The organism is Kitasatospora sp. NPDC094015, assembly GCF_040304075.1.
GTDB lineage: Bacteria > Actinomycetota > Actinomycetes > Streptomycetales > Streptomycetaceae > Kitasatospora.
Map to the genome: position 1 here is coordinate 23,053 of NZ_JBEOUL010000009.1, position 19,079 is coordinate 42,131.

At 71.0% G+C, this 19,079-nt stretch carries 10 protein-coding genes; 6 read left to right on the top strand and 4 right to left on the bottom strand.

All coding sequences use genetic code 11. The features are described 5' to 3' along the window. Positions 1 to 26: 26 nt before the first annotated feature. Positions 27 to 2,153: an NPCBM/NEW2 domain-containing protein gene (locus ABT014_RS13910; protein ID WP_350638945.1), complete on the bottom strand. Its 2,127-nt coding sequence runs from the start codon at positions 2,151 to 2,153 to the stop codon at positions 27 to 29. A gap of 489 nt (positions 2,154 to 2,642) precedes the next feature. Here ABT014_RS13910 and ABT014_RS13915 point away from each other — a divergent pair, with 489 nt between their 5' ends. Next, positions 2,643 to 5,078, top strand: coding sequence for a DUF8508 domain-containing protein (locus ABT014_RS13915; RefSeq protein WP_502894963.1), 2,436 nt, complete (start codon positions 2,643 to 2,645; stop codon positions 5,076 to 5,078). A gap of 81 nt (positions 5,079 to 5,159) precedes the next feature. On the opposite strand, the gene ABT014_RS13920 is transcribed toward ABT014_RS13915, so the two are convergent. After that, entirely contained in the window at positions 5,160 to 6,092 is a 933-nt protein-coding gene (locus tag ABT014_RS13920) for an SGNH/GDSL hydrolase family protein (RefSeq protein ID WP_350638946.1), read from the bottom strand. 320 nt (positions 6,093 to 6,412) lie between these two features. On the opposite strand from ABT014_RS13920, the gene ABT014_RS13925 reads away from it, so the two are divergent. The 3 genes from ABT014_RS13925 to ABT014_RS13935 all read left to right on the top strand — a co-directional run bounded on the left by ABT014_RS13925 (position 6,413) and on the right by ABT014_RS13935 (position 11,167). Next, positions 6,413 to 8,548, top strand: coding sequence for an RICIN domain-containing protein (locus tag ABT014_RS13925; RefSeq protein WP_350638947.1), 2,136 nt, complete (start codon positions 6,413 to 6,415; stop codon positions 8,546 to 8,548). Positions 8,549 to 8,621: 73 nt separating this feature from the next. Then, a complete protein-coding gene (locus ABT014_RS13930; protein WP_350638948.1) occupies positions 8,622 to 9,224 on the top strand; it encodes a hypothetical protein in 603 nt (200 codons plus the stop codon). A 287-nt stretch (positions 9,225 to 9,511) separates the two neighbouring features. Then, entirely contained in the window at positions 9,512 to 11,167 is a 1,656-nt protein-coding gene (locus tag ABT014_RS13935; protein ID WP_350638949.1) for an FAD-binding dehydrogenase, read from the top strand. 74 nt (positions 11,168 to 11,241) lie between these two features. Here the strand turns inward: ABT014_RS13935 and ABT014_RS13940 are convergent, their stop codons facing one another. After that, the gene (locus ABT014_RS13940) at positions 11,242 to 15,285 is read right to left on the bottom strand and encodes an SGNH/GDSL hydrolase family protein (RefSeq protein WP_350638950.1); all 4,044 of its coding nucleotides are present in this window, start codon (positions 15,283 to 15,285) and stop codon (positions 11,242 to 11,244) included. Between the two features lie 662 nt (positions 15,286 to 15,947). Here ABT014_RS13940 and ABT014_RS13945 point away from each other — a divergent pair. Both ABT014_RS13945 and ABT014_RS13950 read left to right on the top strand, forming a co-directional pair. Next, the gene (locus ABT014_RS13945; RefSeq protein WP_350638951.1) at positions 15,948 to 16,448 is read left to right on the top strand and encodes a hypothetical protein; all 501 of its coding nucleotides are present in this window, start codon (positions 15,948 to 15,950) and stop codon (positions 16,446 to 16,448) included. A 184-nt stretch (positions 16,449 to 16,632) separates the two neighbouring features. Then, entirely contained in the window at positions 16,633 to 17,430 is a 798-nt protein-coding gene (locus tag ABT014_RS13950) for a hypothetical protein (RefSeq protein WP_350638952.1), read from the top strand. A gap of 58 nt (positions 17,431 to 17,488) precedes the next feature. On the opposite strand, the gene ABT014_RS13955 is transcribed toward ABT014_RS13950, so the two are convergent. Then, a complete protein-coding gene (locus tag ABT014_RS13955; RefSeq protein ID WP_350638953.1) occupies positions 17,489 to 18,916 on the bottom strand; it encodes a helix-turn-helix domain-containing protein in 1,428 nt (475 codons plus the stop codon). Positions 18,917 to 19,079 lie beyond the last annotated feature (163 nt).

Sequence of the window (19,079 nt, forward strand, 5' to 3'; positions counted from 1 at the left end):
CTCCGGCCTTTCGTGGGGGCCGTACGTCAGCAGGTCAGCTGCGGCGCCGCCCAGTCGGCGTGGTCCGAGGCCGGGCCGTCGCCGCCGTCGGTGACCACCAGGCGCAGTTGCAGCGCACCGGTCAGGTCGGCGGTCAGGTGCTTGGCCGCGTCGCGGTAGGTCATCAGCCCGCTGTCGGCGGCCTTGGTGCCGTCCTTCCAGATCTGGAAGACCACCGAACCCTTGGTCGCGGACTCGTCGTCCACGCCCACGTCGGTGCTGAGCGAGCTGCAGGAGCCGCCCAGGTAGTAGGTGATCTCGCTGTAGGCGTTGGTGCCCAGGCCCTTGGCCCAGGTGGCGCCCTCGATGGTGAGGGTGTGGCCGTCGCCGCCCGGGGCCTCGTTGTTGCTGCGGTCCCGCTCGACCGGGCCCCAGCCGTTGACCGAGGCGGACCAGGCCAGGTCGCTGAGCTGGTAGTTGCCGGCCGCCGGGCCGTTGCCGCAGGCCAGCTCGGGATCGGCCCAGTCGGCGTGGTCGTAGCTCATCCCGTCGCCGGCGTCGGTGACCACCAGCCGCAGCGTGGTGGCGCCGGTGAGGTCGGCGCTCAGCCGCTTGGCCGCGTCCCGGCCGGTGACCGTACCGCTGTCGGCGGCCTTGGTGCCGTCCTTCCAGATCTGGAACACCACCGACCCGTTGCCGTACGTCTCGTCGTCCACGCCCACGTCCACGGTCAGGTTCTTGCAGCCGCCGCCGAGGTGGTAGCTGATGTCGCTGCCCGCGTGGACGCCGAGCCCGCGGCTGTAGGTGGCGCCGCGCAGCGCGAGGGTGCGGCCGTCGCCGGCGGCGGTGTCGCCGTTGCTGCGGTCACGTTCGGCCGGGCCCCAGCCGTTGATCGCGGAGGTCCAGGCCAGGTCGCTCAGCCGGTTCATGCCGCCGGGCGGCGGCACCGGGCTGCCCGGGGTGACCCGGAGCATCACCGTGCCGTGCGAGGGCACCGTGGCGCTGATCGCCCCGGTGGTGCTGCTGGTCGCCTTGGACCACAGGTCCTTCACCGCGTACGAGGAGGCGCCGCCGATGCCCACCGCCTGGACGGTGGTGGCGACCGTGGTGGCGTACGAGGACTCGTTGGTCAGGGTGACCGAACGGCTGCCGTCCGCCAGCGGCTTGGACATCACCACCTTGCCCCCGGCGGAGGAGACCACGGTGCCCTGGCGGCCCAGCGGGTCCTGGTCGACGGCTATGACGTCCTTGTTGGTGAGGATGTCGAAGGTGGCCGGGTCGGCGGTGCGCAGGTCGGTGCCGATCAGCAGCGGGGCGGCCATCTGGGACCAGAGGCTGAAGTGGGTGCGGTACTCGGTCTCGGTCATGCCGCCGTTGCCGACCTCCAGCATGTCCGGGTCGTTCCAGGCCCCCGGGCGGGCGTACGGGGCCAGCTGCTGGTTCTGGTGCGCGATGGTGATCATGCTGGACCAGGTGTCGCTGATGTCGCCGGTGGTGCGCCAGGAGTTGCCGACCGGTTGCGCCCAGTTCCAGGGCTGGTTGGCGCCCCACTCGCAGATGCTCAGCAGGATCGGGCGGCCGGTCGCCTTCAGCGCGTCGCGCATGGTGGTGTACCGGAGCTTGGCGTCCACGCCCTGGTTGTTGCAGTTGTCGTACTTGAGGTAGTCCACGCCCCAGGAGGCCCACAGGTTGGCGTCCTGCTGCTCGTGTCCGAGCCCGCCGGGGAAGCCCTTCACGTCGCAGGTGTGGCTGCCGGCGCTGGAGTAGATGCCGAACTTCAGGCCCTTGGCGTGGACGTAGTCGGCGACCGCCTTGATGCCGTGCGGGAAGCGCACCGGGTCGGGCACCAGGTTGCCGGCGGCGTCGCGGTCGGGCAGCGCCCAGCAGTCGTCGAGGTTGACGTACTGGTAGCCGGCGGCCTTCAGGCCCTTGCTGACGAAGAGGTCGGCGATGCCTTCCACCATCGCCTCGTTGAAGTCCGAGCCGCACCAGGTGGAGTTCCAGTTGTTGAAACCCATCTGCGGGGTGAGGGCGAGACCGTTGTCCAGGGCGAGGGCGGGTGGGGCGGTCGCCAGCTGGAGGCCGGCGCCGAGGGCCGCGCCACCGGCCAGCAGCGCGAGCGAGGTGAGCGCCGAGGCCGATCGGCGGCGCCAGGAATTTCTGCGGGACGGCACGTGAGGGCTCCTGCAGGGTGGGTGAGGGTGAGTGAGGGAGGGGCGAACCCGAAGGCAACCAAAGCCAACGAGTTCAAACGGAACGCAACATATGACAGCGGTGATTCCCGGGCCCGTCAAGGGTGCTGACGTGCCGTCGGACATCGGCGGTGGCCGGAACTGACGGGAAGTAGACCGAAATCAACAGGCGCACTCCAGCCTGTTGGATAATGTTGATCTCTGGCGACTCTCGCTGCGGCGATGGGCCGCCGGCCGCCCCGGTCTGGACGTGTCTGCGCCAAGAGTTAACGCGCGAGCCCTTGTCGCGTCATTTTCTACGCGCGTATCTTTACGTAGCCCGAGCTGCTGACAGCTCTGGATCTACGCGAGTAGTACGCACCCTGACGCACCATCAACGCCCGGAGACCGATCCCACAGTCGGCCGGGCCGCCGCGCTGCCCAGGACCCGGCCCACCCGACGGGCCGGGCGGATTAAGGAGTCCTGTACCGGTGTCCAAGCCCACCGCCGCCCGCCCCCGTTCCCGCCGGGCGCTGCTGCGTGCCACCATCCTCCCGGCCGGTGTCGCGGCCTCGCTCGTGCTCGTCCCGCTGCCCGGTGCCGCGGCCGCGCCCTCCGCCGACGCGGTGATCTCCGAGGTCTACGGCGGCGGCGGCAACTCCGGTGCCACGCTGAAGAACGACTTCATCGAGCTCGCGAACAAGGGCGGCGCCGCCTTCGGCCTGGCCGGCTTCAGCGTGCAGTACATCTCGGCCAGCCCCGGCCCGACCTCCGCCTGGAGCGTCACCCCGCTGAGCGGCTCGATCGCTCCCGGCGGCCGGTTCCTGGTCGCCGAGGCGGCCGGCACCGGCGGCACCGTGGCCCTGCCCACCCCGGACGCCACCGGCACCCTGGCGCTCTCCGGCACCGCCGGCACGGTCGCCCTGGTCCAGGGCGCCGACCCGCTGACCTGCAAGACGGCCGCCGACTGCGCCGCCGACCCGCGGGTGCACGACCTGGTCGGCTTCGGCACCGCCGTGGTCCGCGAGGGCAGCGGCCCCGCCGCCGGGGCGAGCAACACCGCCTCGGTGGCCCGCGCGGCCGGCCTGGCGGACACCGACGACAACGCGGCCGACCTGAAGGCCGGCGACCCGACGCCGACCAACAGCAAGGGCGAGACCACGGGTGGCGGCGGCCCGACCACCCCCACCAACCCGACCGAGCCCGGCCCGCTGCGGATCCACGACATCCAGGGCAACACCCGGCTGTCGCCCAAGGCCGGCCAGACCGTGCCCGGCGTCCCCGGCGTGGTCACCGGCGTGCGCACCTACGGCTCCAAGGGCTTCTGGATCCAGGACACCGCCCCGGACGCCGACCCGGCCACCAGTGAGGGCGTGTTCGTCTACACCGGCAGCGCCACCCCGACCGTCAAGGCCGGCGACTCGGTGCTGGTGACCGCGAAGGTCAGCGAGTACTACCCGAACCAGGCCGGCGGCAGCCAGTCCGTCACCGAGCTGACCAACCCGCTGATCACCGTGGTCTCCTCGGGCAACCCGGTGCCGGCGCCGGTCGTGCTGGACGACAGCACCATCCCGTCCGCCTACACCGCGGACGCGGCCGGTGGTTCGATCGAGGCCAACACCCTCGAGCCCGGCAGCTACGCGCTGGACCTGTTCGAGTCCCTCGAGGGGATGAACGTCCAGGTCAAGAACGTCCGCGTGGTGCAGGCCACCGACCAGTACCACGAGCTGTGGGTGGAGGCCCGGCGCGACGACGAGAAGTCCAACCGCGGCGGTGCGATCTACCTCGGCTACGACAACCCCAACTCCGGCCGGCTGATGGTCCAGGGCCTGGCGCCCGAGGCCGAGAAGCCGTTCCCGCTGGCCAACGTCGGCGACCGGCTGAAGGGCCTCACCACCGGCCCGCTGGACTACAACCAGTTCGGCGGCTACACGCTGGTCGCCGACACCCTCGGCACCCTCCAGGACAACGGCCTGGAGCGCGAGGTCGCCAAGGAGGCGGCGGCCGGTGAACTCACCATCGCCACCTACAACGTGGAGAACCTCGACCCGAGCGACCCGGACACCAAGTTCGCCGAGCTGGCCAAGGGCGTGGTGACCAACCTGCGTTCGCCCGACATCGTGACCCTGGAGGAGATCCAGGACAACAACGGCGCCACCAGCGACGGCACGGTGGACGCGAGCGCCACGGTGGCGAAGTTCGTCGCCGCGATCAAGGCGGCCGGCGGCCCGGCGTACGAGTGGCGCTCCATCGACCCGGTGGACGGCAAGGACGGCGGCGAGCCCGGCGGCAACATCCGCCAGGGCTTCCTGTTCAACCCCAAGCGGGTCTCCTTCACCGACATCCCCGGTGGCACCGCGACCACCGCCGTGGACGTCGCCGGCACCGGGAAGAACACCGCGCTGACCGCCTCCCCGGGTCGGATCGACCCCACGAACGAGGCCTGGAACGCCAGCCGCAAGCCGCTGGTCGGCCAGTTCTCGTTCAAGGGCAAGAAGGTCTTCGTGATCGCCAACCACTTCAACAGCAAGGGTGGCGACCAGGGCATCGACAGCCGCTTCCAGGCGCCGAGCCGCTCCTCCGAGGTGCAGCGGGTGAAGCAGGCCGGCATCGAGCAGGCCTTCGTCGCCAAGCTGCTGGCCGCCGACCCGCAGGCCAAGGTGGTCTCGCTCGGTGACTTCAACGACTACCAGTTCTCGCCGGCGCTGACCGCGCTGACCAAGAACTGCGTGCTGCGCGACCTGGTGAACGAGCTGCCGGAGAAGCAGCGTTACTCCTACGTCTACCAGGGCAACTCGCAGGTGCTGGACCACATCCTGGTCAGCCCCGGCCTGACCCACGCCAAGTACGACGTGGTGCACATCAACAGCGAGTTCGCGAACCAGGCCAGCGACCACGACCCGCAGGTGGTCCGCGTCAAGCCGTGACCCGCGAGGGCGGCGCGAAGGGGCGGGGCCGGTCGGCCCCGCCCCTTCGGGCTGTCCGGAGGTCGTCCGGACAGCCTGCGGTCAGCGCCCGAGCGCCTTCAGCACCGCGCGGGACATCGCCTGCTCGCCGGTGGCGTTGGGGTGGAACGGGACGGCCGGCGCGTGCGGGATGGTGCCCTCGATCCAGCGGTCGTCCGAGCAGATGTCGTGGCCCCGGGTGACGGCGGCGGTGTCGACGTAGGTGGCGCCGTTGGCCGCGGCGGTCGAGGCGAGCATCGAGTTGAGGCTGCCGAGCACGCCGCGCAGGTAGGCCACGTCCCCGACGGTGACGGGCTGGCGGCCGATGCAGTCCCGCTCGTCCTGCGGCAGCACGGACGGGTAGCCGACCAGCAGCACCTTGGCCTTCGGCGCCTTGGCGTGGATCCGCTGCAGGGCGTCCGCCAGCTGCGGGCGGGCCGCGTCGATCCGGCGCCGGAGGGTGTCGTCGCCGTACTGCCAGCTCCAGCTGCTCCAGTCCCAGTGGCCGTCGGCGTAGTGGTCCTTGCAGGGCGTGCCGAGCGGGTTGATGACGGCGCCGCCGATGCAGGTGGCGATCACGTCCGCGATGCCGAGGTCCGAGGTGCCGAGGTCGTTGCCGCCGATGCCGACGGTGATCAGCTCGGTGTCCGCGGTGACCGCGTCGAGCTGGGGGTCGTTGACCCGGATGAAGGCGTCGTACTGGGCCGAGGTGATGGCCTTGATCTTGGCCGCGGAGCAGGTGGTGTCGGTGTAGGCGCTGCTCTTGAGGGCGGCGGCGACCAGGTGGCCGTAGTTGCGGTCCGAGCGCAGGCAGAGCCCGGCGGACTGGCCGGGTACTCCGGCTCCGGCGGCGTAGGAGTCGCCGAGCGCGACGTACTTGCCGGTGCCGGTGGCCGCCTGGGCCGGGGCACCGAGCGCGGTGAGCACGGTCAGTGCGGCCGACAGCGCCGCACCGCAGGCCAGGACGGACTTTCGCTTCAGGGCAGGGCTGAGCACGGTTCCTCCTGGGGGAGAGAAACGAGGGTGGGTGAGGGTGCAGTGTGAGCCGGGCCACAGCGTCTACTGATTGGTAAGTTACTGGCACGTTAACGAGGTGTCCAGGTCTCCGTCCCGAGGAATTCGCACTGATCGGGGGTCAGTTCCCTTCGGAATTACGCTCCATGGTGGAGCGTTGGCGGCGCTTCCACGGGTGGCCCTGACCCGCTCGCGAATCCGTCCGAAAAAAGTCTGTGCGATTTCTGTTATCCCCTCCCGCCCCGTCCGTCTCCTAGGTGTCGGCATCCACACCCGACACTGCCGATGAGGGAGAGACACGCATGGGAAGCAGGGGAGCGGTCAACCACCGCCGCCGCAATCGCCGTGGTCGGCTGCTGGTCGCAGCCACCGTCACAGCAGGCCTCATCGCGGGTGCCGTCACGATCGGCACCGCGATGGGCGGCGACAAGCCGGTCGTGGTGTCCGCGGACGCCGCGCTGACCTCGGAGATAGGCCCGGCGGCCGGGCCGCTGCACAACGAGGCCCCGACACCGGTGACTTCGGTGCCGGCCAGCGACGCCGGCAAGGGCATGGTCTACACAGGCCTGACCGCGGCGGCCAACGGCGACAAATGTGCCGGAGTGTTCAAGGTCTCCGAGGCGGGGCTGTGCACGCACGGCCCGGACGAGCCGCCGCAGGGCATCGACATCCACCAGGACACCAAGCCGGCCGCGGCCGCCGCCGCCGAGCCGGCCGCGCTCGCGGTCAACAAGGACGCCCCGCCGTCCGCGGCCGACCTGCTGAGCGGCAGCCAGCCCGTCTTCGACGTGCAGTCCGGCGCCGCGCTGGCCTCCGACGCCCCGGCCGGCGGGTCGCCCGCCGCCGCGGCCGCGGCCGCCGCGGGCACCGCCGTGGTCTGCGACGGCGACGGCAGCACCGGCAACCGGATCCAGGTGCTGTACGTGCACGCGCCTGGCAAGGACCGTTTCGGCCAGTACCTGCCCTCGTTCAAGAAGTGGGCCGCCGACGCCGACGTCATCTACAACGCCAGCGCCCAGGAGACCGGCGGCACCCGCCACATCCGCTACGTCACCGAGTCCGACTGCTCGGTCGCGGTGCTGAACGTGGAGCTGCCGGACGCCGCGCTGCAGGAGTTCGGCGCCACCAACAACGCGCTGGCCAAGCAGGGCTTCAACCGCAAGGATCGCAAGTACATGATCTTCGCGGACGCCCAGGTCTACTGCGGCATCGGCACCTTCAACGGTGACGAGCGCCCGGGCAAGGACAACCTGAGCAACTTCGGCCCCTCCTACGGCCGTACCGACGGCGGCTGCTGGGGCGGTTCGACCGCCGCGCACGAGCTCGGCCACAACCTCGGCGCCGTGAACAACAGCGCGCCGAACAGCAGCAAGGCCGGCCACTGCGTCGACGAGTGGGACATCATGTGCTACTCGGACGCGCCGTACTACCCGAAGATGATCACCAAGTGCCCGAACCGGGCCAGTGACGACCGGCTGGACTGCAACCACGACGACTACTACAACACCAACCCGGCCGCGGGCAGCTACCTCACCACGCACTGGAACGTGGCCAACAACCAGTTCCTGATCTCCGGCGGAGGCACCGGGCCGAACCCGAACCCGAGCCCGACGCCGACCCCGTCGCCGAGCCCCACCAAGACCGGCACCGGCACCCCGAGCCCGAGCCCGTCGCCGAGCCCCACCAAGACCTCGACGACCCCCACCCCCAACCCGAGCCCGAGCCCGACCGGCGGCGGTGCGACCTTGCCCGACGTCGCGATCGGCCAGCTCACCCAGAACTCGGTCATGCTGAGCTGGGGCCAGGTCGCCGGTGCGGCCGGCTACGACCTGCTGCTCGACGGCCGGACCCTCGGCACCGTCCGCTCCACCGCGGTCAGCCTGATCAACCTGCGCCCCGACACCGCGTACAAGGTCTCCGTGGCCGTGCGCGACCAGGCCGGCAAGGTCGCCAAGCCCGGCCGTGAGGCCTCCTTCCGGACCCCGAAGGCGGCCGGCCCGGACGGCGCCACCAAGCCCGGCACCAAGTACACCCTGACCAACAGCCTGACCGGCCAGGCCGCCGACATGTGGGGCGGCTCGACCCGCGACGGGGCCGTGCTGATCGGCTACCAGCGCACCGGTTACGCCAACCAGCAGTGGACCTTCGAGGACCAGGGCGGCGGCAACCTGCGGATCCGCTCGGTGCGTTCGGACAAGTGCCTGCAGATCGGCGGCTCGGCCGTGGCCGGCCAGTACGTGATGCAGCAGGCGTGCAGCAGTGCGGACACCCAGCAGTGGAAGATCACCGCGAGCGGCAACGGCGTCACCCTGACCGCCAAGGGCTCGTCCCTGGTCCTCGGTGCCAGCAAGCGCTGGTACTACGGTGGCTGGCTGCTGGAGCTCCAGCAGCCGAACAACCAGACGTACCAGAACTGGACCATCCAGCCGGCCTCCTGAGGCCGACCCGAACAGGTGGCGGGGCGGGAACCGACCCCCTCCCGCCCCGCCACCCCCTGAGGAGCCACCGCTGATGCGCATCCGCACCCTCGCCGCCGCGGCGCTGCTGACCGGTGCCGCCCTGCTGGGCGGTGCCGGTCCGGCAGCCGCCCACGGCGACACCATCGTCTTCAAGATCACCACACTGGGGGACGGGCACACCCGGGCGGCCGCGACCTGGGCCAACGACAACGACCCGGTGACCGACCGGGTGGCCGCCACGCTCAGCGCGGTCGCCGAGGACGGCCGGTCGGTCGGCCCGTGGAAGCTGGAGCCGGTGGCCGGCACCCCCGGGACCTTCACCACCGGCCTGGCACTGCCGCCCGGCCACTGGGCGGTCACCGTCGAGTCCGGCTTCCCGGCGCTCGGCCGCGGCACCGCCGACCTCATGGTCACCGCGGTGCCGGGGACGGCGCCGAGCGCGGGCGCGGTGGTGCCGCCGGTGACGCCCGGTCAGGGCGGCCCGGCCACCGGCGCCGGGAGCGCCGCACCGTCCGGGACCGGCGTGCCGGCGGCCCAGGCCGCCGACCAGGCACCGGCCACCAACTGGGTGCTCGCGCTGGCGGCGGTCGCGGTGGCGGTCGCGGCGGTGGCGGTCGCCTCCTTCCTGCTGCGCAGGCGGCGCGCGGCGGGCTGAGCCCGCCCGCGCGAACCGATCAGCCCGGCCCTGCGGCCCGGGGCGCCGGACCTCCGGCGTTCCCGGGCCGTCGGTGTTCCCGGGCCGTCGGTGTTCCCGGGTCTGCACGGGGCTGTGGGGCCGAGCGGGGCTGCGGGGACGTACGGGGCTGTGGGGCCGGGCGGGGTTGCGGGGGCGGCCGCGGAGCCCGTACGCCCCGGTGGCCCGGCTTTGTTACCGACCGGTTGACCATGCGGCCCGCAGGCCGCAGTATCGGGGCACCCACCGAGCCCTGGAGGACCGTTCGCATGGCACTGGACGCCGACGTCATCGTGATCGGGGCCGGCCTCGCGGGCCTGGTCGCCACCGCCGAACTCGCCGACGCGGGGCGCAAGGTGATCCTGCTCGACCAGGAGCCGGCGGCCACCCTCGGGGGGCAGGCGCACTGGTCCTTCGGCGGACTCTTCCTGGTGGACTCGCCCGAGCAGCGCCGGATGCGGATCCGCGACTCGCGGGACCTCGCCTGGCAGGACTGGCTCGGTACGGCCGGCTTCGACCGACCGGAGGACGCGTGGCCGCGCCGCTGGGCCGAGGCCTACGTGGACTTCGCCGCCGGCGAGAAGCGCTCCTGGCTGCACGGCCAGGGGGTGCGGTTCTTCCCGGTGGTCGGCTGGGCCGAGCGCGGCGGGCTGCTGGCCACCGGCCCCGGCAACTCGGTGCCGCGCTTCCACATCACCTGGGGCACCGGCCCCGGGCTGGTCGAGCCGTTCGCCCGGCGGGTGCTGGCGGCCGCCGCGGCCGGGCGGGTGGACCTGCGCTTCCGGCACCGGGTGACGGCGCTGAGCGCCACGGCGGGCACGCTCGACACGGTCACCGGTGAGGTGCTGGTGCCCTCCACCGTCGGCCGGGGCGAGGCGAGTTCGCGGGAGGTGGCCGACACCTTCGAGCTGCGGGCACAGGCCGTGGTGGTCGCCTCGGGCGGCATCGGCGGCAACCACGAGCTGGTCCGCAAGGCCTGGCCGGCCCGGCTCGGCACCCCGCCCGAGCGGCTGCTGTCGGGGGTGCCCGCGCACGTGGACGGCTTGATGCTGGACATCGCCGGCGCGGCCGGCGGCAACCTGATCAACGGCGACCGGATGTGGCACTACACCGAGGGCATCGAGAACTGGGACCCGATCTGGGCCCGGCACGGGATCCGGATCCTGCCCGGCCCCTCCTCACTCTGGCTGGACGCCCGGGGCCGCCGGCTGCCGGTGCCGCTGTTCCCCGGCTTCGACACCCTGGGCACCCTCGAACACATCATGACCACCGGGTACGACCACACCTGGTTCGTGCTCACCCAGAAGATCATCGAGAAGGAGTTCGCGCTCTCCGGCTCCGAACAGAACCCCGACCTGACCGGGAAGTCGATCCGGGGCGTGCTGGGCCGTGCGCTGCCCGGGGCCACCGGGCCGGTGGAGGCGTTCAAGAAGCACGGCGCGGACTTCGTGGTCGCCGACTCGCTGCCCGAGCTGGTCCGGGGGATGAACGCGAAGACGCCCGAGGCGCTGATCGACGAGGCCGACCTGCGGCGCGAGATCGAGGCCCGGGACCGCGAGCTGGCGAACCCGTTCAGCAAGGACCTCCAGGTGACCGCCGTCCACGGGGCCCGCCGCTACCTCGGCGACAAGCTGATCCGCACCGCGACGCCGCACCGGCTGCTGGACCCGAAGGCGGGGCCGCTGATCGCGGTGCGGCTGAACATCCTCACCCGCAAGTCGCTCGGCGGGCTGCAGACCGACCTCTCCTCGCGGGTGCTGCGGGCCGACGGTTCGGTGCTGGACGGGCTCTACGCGGCCGGCGAGGCGGCGGGGTTCGGCGGCGGCGGGGTGCACGGCTACCGCTCCCTGGAGGGCACCTTCCTCGGCGGCTGCCTGTTCTCCGGACGGGCGGCGGGCCGGGCGGCGGCGGCCGCGACGGCCTGAGCCGACCGGTGCGGGGGCCCGGGCGGATCCATGGCAACCCTCGTCGGGATGCCCCGGATCCGCCCGGGCGATCACTACAGGTGCATGACCTTCAGGGTGTCCTCCAGGGAGTTCGCGTACAGGCGTGCTCCCCCGATCTTGGGGTGGAACGACTGGGCTGACAGACCGTACTTTTCCACGATCGGCCAGTCCTTGGCCGGGGTGTCGGATCTGGTGAGGGTCTTGACGATGCCGTGGATGTTCTCGGGCGTACCGCAGACGCCCTGACCTGCGAATTGCTTCGCCGGATCGGCGAACCACACCTGAGCGCCCAGCGCACCCGCGTCGTCGGCCGCATGCTGCATGGCGGCGGCCAAGGTGGCGGCGGTGCCGTTGAGCCAGCCCGTGGATGCTTCGGACAGGCCCGTGTCGGGAAGGCCCGGCATCTGGATCTTCAGGCAGGAGCCGTTGCCGGAGATCAGCGGCGGGTATCCCATGAGGACGATCTTCGCGTTCGGAGCCTTCGCGTGGATCCGCACCAGGGTCGTCGTGATGTCCTTGCGGACGATCGTGTCGATGATTCCCGGCACGGCCACCTCCAGCGGGTAGTCGAGGTACTGTGCGTCCCGGCCGTTGACGGCATCGTCCAGTTTGTCGAAGGTCTTGTCCTTGCAGTTGGCGCTGCCCTGGGCCAGCAGACACTTCTGGACGATGTCGGTGAACCTGGAGTCGTTGCCGCCGATGGAGAGCGTGACCAGGGTGGTGTTGTCGTCCAGGTATCCCTGGTCGATCTGTGGCATCTCACCGCTCAGGTAGTCCGCCTGGCCGAGCGGGTGCGGTGTGCCGCTGTAGCTCTGGGTCTCTCCCAGGATGTGGTACGTCCGAGCACCCGAGCACGCGATCAGGTGGTAGTCCAGGCTCGGGTCCAGTGCGTCGTCCAGGTCACCGATGGACCTGGACGCCCCCGGCAGCGTTGCCTGGCGCGACCATGCGTAGCGGGACCGGTGACAGGCGTCCCGCTCCGGCTTGTTGTTCTCGTCGCGGTAGTTGGTCTCCGGGTAGTAGTCCCGGTCGCCTTCCGAGGCGCCTTCGCCCGAGGAGTACGAATCGCCCATCGCGACCACCATGTTGTTCGGCTTGCCCGCCAGCGGCTGGAACGCCACCGCGCCCCACGCGATGTCCTCGTCGGCCGTGCCGTCCGGCGTGTCGTTCGACAGGGTCACCCCCGGTCGTCCCGTGAAGTGGAACACGCCCAGGCTCACCCAGCGTCCGGCGCGTTGCGGCACGTACCGGTCGGGGCTGGTGCTGTCGGTGTTGACGAGGTGGTACTTCGCCTTCCGCGTCTGTGCGCCGGTGTCGGGCAGGTGCACCAGGACACGGGCCCAGGTGAGGTCCTCTCCGAGGGTCCACGTCCCCGTGACGGTCATCCGGCCGCCGTTGCCGCCGAGATGGTCCGGATCCCGGGTGTGCGCGTACCAGTAGTGCCCGCCGTACCCGCCGCCGATCTGGTGCAGATCCTCCTTGCCCTCGTAGTGTCCGTCGGCATCGGGGTTGAAGTGGAACTGGAAGCTTCCCGCCGAACTGGCCTTGCCGCAGTCGGACCAGGTCTGGGTCCCGTCGGGCACCGAGGACACGACCTTCGCCCCCGCCGGCGTCGCCCCCGAGGTGTTCGGGCACACCGGGGTGCCGCTCCTCAGCCTGGTTCCGCGGCCGGGCTCCGCGACCAGCGTGGTGTACTTGATGTTCTCGTGGCCGCACGTGGTGGCGCAGTCCGACTTCCACGTCGCGTTGGGCTGGTGCCACCAGAACTGCTTGTAGCAGTCCTCGTTCGAGCAGTGCGGCGGGTTCAGCGGATCGCAGCCGTTCGCGCCGTTGCAGAACGTGTCCAGCGGCGGGGCGATCAGACTGCGGGAGAGGGCGGAGGTCCACCACGCGGGCCGGAAGCCGGCCGAGGAGAACCCGGGGTCGCCCGACCAGTCCTGACGGCCGTCGGTGCCGTAGGAGTATCCGGCGTCGATGGACCAGGCGGCCCAGCCCATCACCTTTTCCTGGTAAGGCCAGTACTGCGGATTGGCGGCGTCCTTGACGGCTGACGGACCGTCGACGTCGGTGTCCATGAACGGGTGCCCCCAGCTCTTCTCGTAGATCGGGTTGGCCGGGTTGTTGAACCAGCCCAGCCCCCAGTTCCCGGCGTTCTTGTCAGCAGCCGAAACCGGATTGAAGCCGAGGTTGTAGTTCCACACGGCGGTGAACCAGTTCTCGACCCTGGACGGGTCGTCGTTGTTGACGGTGACCGTCTGCCCGTCGGCGTGCACCTCGTTCCATTTGTCGGCGAGGATCTTCATCGACGCCGCGATGTTCGTGGCGTAGTCGACGGCCACAGCCTTTTGCAGAGCCGGTGACAGGCTCGTCCCGCCCTCCTTCTCGTGGCCCGCGAGGCGCATGCCGTCGGTGACCTGCCCCACGCCGTACCCGCAGTCGGACTTGTCCCAGTGGATCTGCCAGTAGGCGTTCGGGTCGTTCTTGACGGTCGCGCGACCGTAGTAGCCGTCCATGGCAGCGAGCGGATTGCCCATCTGCCCGGGAATCGCACCGCCTTCGGCCTGCCACAAGTTGGATTCCTGCGCCATGATGCCGAGCATCACGTTCGCCGGGATGCGCCCGCCACCCTTCAACGTGGGTGGTGGGAAAAGGCCCTGGGGATCGATCGTGCCCAGCCCTGCCTGGCTCCGGTACCCGCCCTGACGCAGGTACTGGGCGCGCAGCTGACCGCGGACTGCCATGTCGACGGCCCATTCGACCTGGTTGGGCGTCGGCTGCAGGGCCTGCGCGTCGACGTCGTTGCGGGAGACGGCGCAGATGCGGTCCGGATCGCGCGGATCCGTGGAGGCATCGGTGTCCGCCGGGAGCGACCGGGGAGTCTGCGTCCGGCCTTCTGCGGGTAGGGCGGGGGAGGGCGCTGCTCCACCTGGTTCCGTCGGGCCCGCGACCGTCTGGGCGATCTTCTTCCCGGTCGCGGTGGCCGTACTGCTGACCGTTACGGACTCGGTCCCGGCGGGGGATCCGGTGCCGGGTGCGGAGCGCGCCTGTGGAGCCGGCTCCGCACCGGTGAAGCCCTTGCCCGCGTCCTTGATGTGGGCCAGTCCGGCCCGGACGCCGGGGGTGAGCACCGGGTCCACGGCCAGGCGCCCTTGGGTGGAGACGTCCGAGCCGGCGGGAGCGTTGACCCGGGTGATGCCGGATCCCTCGAACTTCGAGGCTCCCTCGGGCTTTCCGGTGAGGAACACCCGGCCCTGGTCGCCCGGCATCAGATCCAGCTCGCCCAGCTTGCCGGCGGCGACCACGTCCGGGCTACCGTGACCGTGCCACACCTTCGCCTGTGCGGTCTTCAGGTCCTTGTGGTCGACGAAGCCGATCTTCCCGCCCTGGGCGGGCCGGATGTCGAACGGGACGCTGTCCCCGGTGGCCAGGGTCTGCACCGCACCCGAGCGGTCGATGTGGACCAGGCTGCGCCCGCTGGCGGCCACGGCACCGTCCTCGACCGGCACCGCGCCGGTGATCTCACCTCGAACGGCCGTGTCGCCCACGGCCTTTCCGGCCGGGTCGACCGTCACCACACGGGTCTGCGTCGCACGTGGGTCGTTCATGTCCCGGAAGGCGGTGAACGCGGCCGTGTGCGTCTGGGTGTTGCACGACGGGTCGAAGTAGGCGAGAGAGGCGGTGAACGGCAGCTTGTTCACCGCGCCGCTCGTGATGTCGATGATCGCGGCGAACGCACCGCCCTGCATCAGGTCCGGTTTGTTGGTGAAGGCGCGAGGCGCGTAGACGGCCGCGACATGGTCCGGATCCATGACGCACTGGTTGCCGATCCACGAGTCCGCGGACATGCCCGGTTCGCTGAGGACGGCCGCGGTCCGCCATTCGTAGGCCTGGTCGCTGTTGGCTACCAGGATCCTCAGCCCGTCGGTGTCCGCGGCGGCGGTGACGGCCCGGTCCTGGCTGCTCCTCCAGTCCCTGCCGAGGGAGGTGTCCGGATCCGTGACCCGCTTGGGCGGGGCCGGTTCGGCGTGGGAGCTGTTGCCGGCACCCGGATCGACCTCCGCGGTGGCCGGCACGGCCTGCACGAGTCCGCCGGCCAAGGCAGCACAGGCCACCATCGCGAGCAGCGGCCTGCCTGGTCGTATTCGCGTTCTCAAAAGACTTTCCCCCGTGAGTGGTTGGGTGATCTCCCGAGTCGCGTCCGGGATACGGCTCGACCCGCCCCGTGTCGGCCGATGGGGCGCCGACGGGCGGGAGGCAACGCGCCGTTCGCCGGATCGCGCGGGAGGATCGGGTGGACGGCTCCGGCCTTCGGCCGAAGTGCCGTCAGGGCCCGCGGCTTCCCTGCGGTACGGGCGAGGACAGCCGCGGTGATCGTGTCGCGCCTGCGACAGCTGACCGAAAGTTACGGCAACGGGTCGGCGGAGCCCGGGTTCGGCGTGCACAGTGATCCGGCAATTCCGGTGTGCCGGTGCACAGTGAGCCTCCGCGAAACCCGCGATCACGCAGGTGCGGGGGCCGGTCTGCCGAGGAACGGGACCGCACCGCGAGCGGCGCTGCCAGGGATCTTCGGGTCCCACTGTGCGTTGCCGCACCGGAGGGAGCGCTTCACTGTGCACACCGAACCTGGGAGCCGCCGATCCGTCGTCGTAGCTTTCGGTCAGCGGTTGCGAGGTCCGCACCTACCGGGATTCACCCTGTGCTGTGGCGTCGCCGGCAACCGAACCCTTTTCCACGTCCCGCTTCCCAGGAGACAACCCGTATGTCTGTTTCTGTTGCCGCGTACCGCGGCCGCGTTCGCACGGCTGCGTTCGCCGGATTCCTCGCCGTCGCCGCTCTGAGCGCTTCCGGCGTCGCCCATGCCGAGGGGGACCCCACCCGGGGCGGGGCCTCCGAGACGTACACCAACCCCGAGCAGTGTGCCGACCAGTCGGAGGAGTTCCGCTTCCGGTTCTACTACAACTCGAACTACGGCGGGGCCTGGGTCAACATCGGCCACTCCCTGCCCGACCTGGCCCGGCTCGAGCCGGGCGGCAGCTACCCCGGCACCTATCCCATGGGCTTCTGCGACAAGGGCAATGGTGCGGGCCAGAACGTGGCCAACAACGCGGCGTCGGCCTACAACTGGTACCGGGGCTACTGCGCGACCGTGCACTACAACTCCTGGTACCGGGGTGCCACCGACCAGATCTTCCCCAACAACGGCACGAACCTGTCGGCCACGTACAACAACAACAAGTCCATCAGTTTCGCGGCCTGCTGACCGGCGGCCATTCGTAACCATGTTGAGACGAAGCCACCGCAGAGCCCTGTCGGCCACCGCCGCCCTGATCATGTCCGCCCTGGCCGGTTGCGCCGGCGCGCAGTCCGGGCCTGCGGTGGTCTCCACCCCCCCTGGCTCCCCCGGTGCCCCGACGGGCGATCCGTCGACCTGGACACTGCCGCTGATGAACTACCAGCCGACCGCGGCCCAGGAGAACACCATCGGCCGGGCCCGGGAGATCCTCACCCGGCAATGTGCCGACGGCTACGGCATCACCCTCGCTCCCGAGCCCGAGCTGCCGCCACTGGGGCCCAAGAACCGCATGGACTGGCGCTACGGCATCCACGACCGCCAGCTCACGGCGCGTCGCGGCTACCAGCTCGACGACGTCCAGCAGGCCCGCTACGACGCCGCACTACGTGATCGGAGCAACCGGCCCCGGCAGTCGCCGGACACCCCCGTCGTCGTGTCCGGCACCGACCTGCCTCCCGATGTGCTCGCCGCAGCCGGCCCCCAGGCCCGGCAGGGCGTGGTCGGTGGCAAGCCGGTGCCCGAGGGCGGTTGCAGCGGCGAGGCCCGGAGAACGCTGGCCACGGACGCCCGGGGCCCGTCCCCTGTCGCCGACCGCCTCATGTCGGCCTCCTACCCCCGGTCGATGAACGAACCCGATGTCAAGCAGGTCTTCGCCGAGTGGTCCGCCTGCATGGCCGAGCGCGGCTTCCACTACAACGCGCCGATGGAGGCCAACGACGATCCTGCCTTCCACGCCGGTGCCGTCGGCGCCACCCGTACCGAGATCAGTACGGCCGTCGCCGATCTGGACTGCCGCGAGACCCACCATGTGGCCGAAGTCTGGCACGCCGCCGAAGCCCGCCTTCAGGCCGAAGCGGTCGACCAGAACCTCGCCGACCTCACCACCGAGCTCCGTGCCCTGGACCACACCCTGGTCATCGCCCAGAAAATCGTGGACTCAAGTCACTAGCCGGTTCCGGGCCCGTCGTCGGGCCGGGCCGGGGCGCCGCACCGCCGGAGACGGAGGGTCAGGTGCCTCCCGCGAGAACGACGGCACGCCGCGCGAGCCACAGGTCATGGCGCGCGCTGGGGGAGCGAAGCACGGAGCGCTCCAGCAGCGTCTCGATGCGGGCGAATCGCTTCCGCGTGGCGGTGGCCGAGAGGCGGAGCGCGGCGGCAGTCGGATCGAGACGCCCGTCATGGGCCAGATAGGTGGTGAGCGTGAGGGCCAGTTCGTCCGACGAGGATGCCGAGCGGATCGGGCCGAATTGGCGTTGGGCCCATTCCACCGCAGCCGGTCGGGCCAGCAGATCGTCGAGGGAGTCCCCGGAACCGCCGCCGGTGGCCCGCCCGCGCGCAGCAGCAGGCAACGATGCCGCACGCAGGGCCAGCGAGAGGAGCGATTGGTCGGCGAGCCGGTCGAGGTCCAGGTCCAGCAGGTCCCCGATGAGCTTGAGACGAGCGGACAGTGTGTTCCGGTGGATCTTCAGGTGAGCGGTCGCCTGCGACGAGAAGGCCAGCCACGAGGCGGCGGTGGCTGCGAGTTCCCCGCCGTCAGGATCCTGAGCCCGCTTGGCCGAATGGGCGTGCAAGGGCGCGAGCACGTCCAAGGCCCAGGACGTCGCGGCCGGCCCGAGGGTGAGCGCCAGATCCGGTCGGACCGCGAACTTCGCATGGCGGTCGGGCTGGTGGCGCGCCACGGCGAGAGCGTGAAAGGCCTGGGCGTAGCCGGTGGCTGTCTCGCGCAGCGGCAGCTCCTCGCTCGCTCCCACCAGGCAGTCGTCCGCAAGGGCGGTGAAGGCGCCTTCCAGCGCCGGGGCGTCGGCGGGCGCGATCACCAGCAGGTGGTCGGCGTAGACCGGGCACTCCACGACCCAGGCGCCCGCGGCTGCTTCCCTGCAGCGGGCTGCAAGGTGCCTGCGCACGCCCGGCCGGCACTCGACCACGTAGAAGAGGATCACCGGAGGGAGCGGCGGATGCAATGCCCCCGCGACCTGTCTGGCGGCAGACAGGTGTCCGTTCATCACCAGGTGGAGCACCGCCTCCCGGTTGCGCGTCTCGGCGCGTGCGAGCTGTTGCCCGTTCTGCTCGAGGCGCTCCGCCCGCCAGCACAGGCTCAGAGCCGACGTGGCGTCCGCGAGCAACACGGGCAGGCCGGACGGCGCGGGGCGGGTGACGATCGCAGTGAGAATCGGTGCGCGGATCCCGCGCCGGTCATCCAGGGGGAAGAGCAGAGTGGTGTGGCTCTCACCGTGGACGACCATCGAGCGCACTCGGCGGGCGGTGAGTTCACGGACCCCCCGGACGACGAGTTCGGCCTCCTCACCGTCCAGCCGGTCCGCCACGGCCGACACCGCTGCTCCGGTGGCGTCGGTCAGTTGGACCCGCGCGCCCACCCGCACGGCCAACCAGCGCAGAAGCGACCGGGTGCCCTCCTTGCGCGCCTCGCGCTGCATGGCCAGCACGTCCTCGGCCCGCTGGGCGGCTCCCCTGTCACGCGCAGACGTCTGTACTTGCATGTCGCCCCCCAGCGACAGCGGTAACCGGCGCGCGAGCTGGTCGGCGGCCGGCGACCACGGTCAAACTCGATCACGTTCCGGCATGTCAGGGTCAATGATA

Bases quoted from the DNA above. Each gene is read 5' to 3' on its own strand.
- ABT014_RS13925 (WP_350638947.1), top strand. From the start codon at position 6,413: ATGGGAAGCAGGGGAGCGGTCAACCACCGCCGCCGCAATCGCCGTGGT.
- ABT014_RS13930 (WP_350638948.1), top strand. From the start codon at position 8,622: ATGCGCATCCGCACCCTCGCCGCCGCGGCGCTGCTGACCGGTGCCGCC.
- ABT014_RS13935 (WP_350638949.1), top strand. From the start codon at position 9,512: ATGGCACTGGACGCCGACGTCATCGTGATCGGGGCCGGCCTCGCGGGC.
- ABT014_RS13945 (WP_350638951.1), top strand. From the start codon at position 15,948: ATGTCTGTTTCTGTTGCCGCGTACCGCGGCCGCGTTCGCACGGCTGCG.
- ABT014_RS13950 (WP_350638952.1), top strand. From the start codon at position 16,633: ATGAACTACCAGCCGACCGCGGCCCAGGAGAACACCATCGGCCGGGCC.
- ABT014_RS13955 (WP_350638953.1), bottom strand. From the start codon at position 18,916: ATGCAGCGCGAGGCGCGCAAGGAGGGCACCCGGTCGCTTCTGCGCTGG.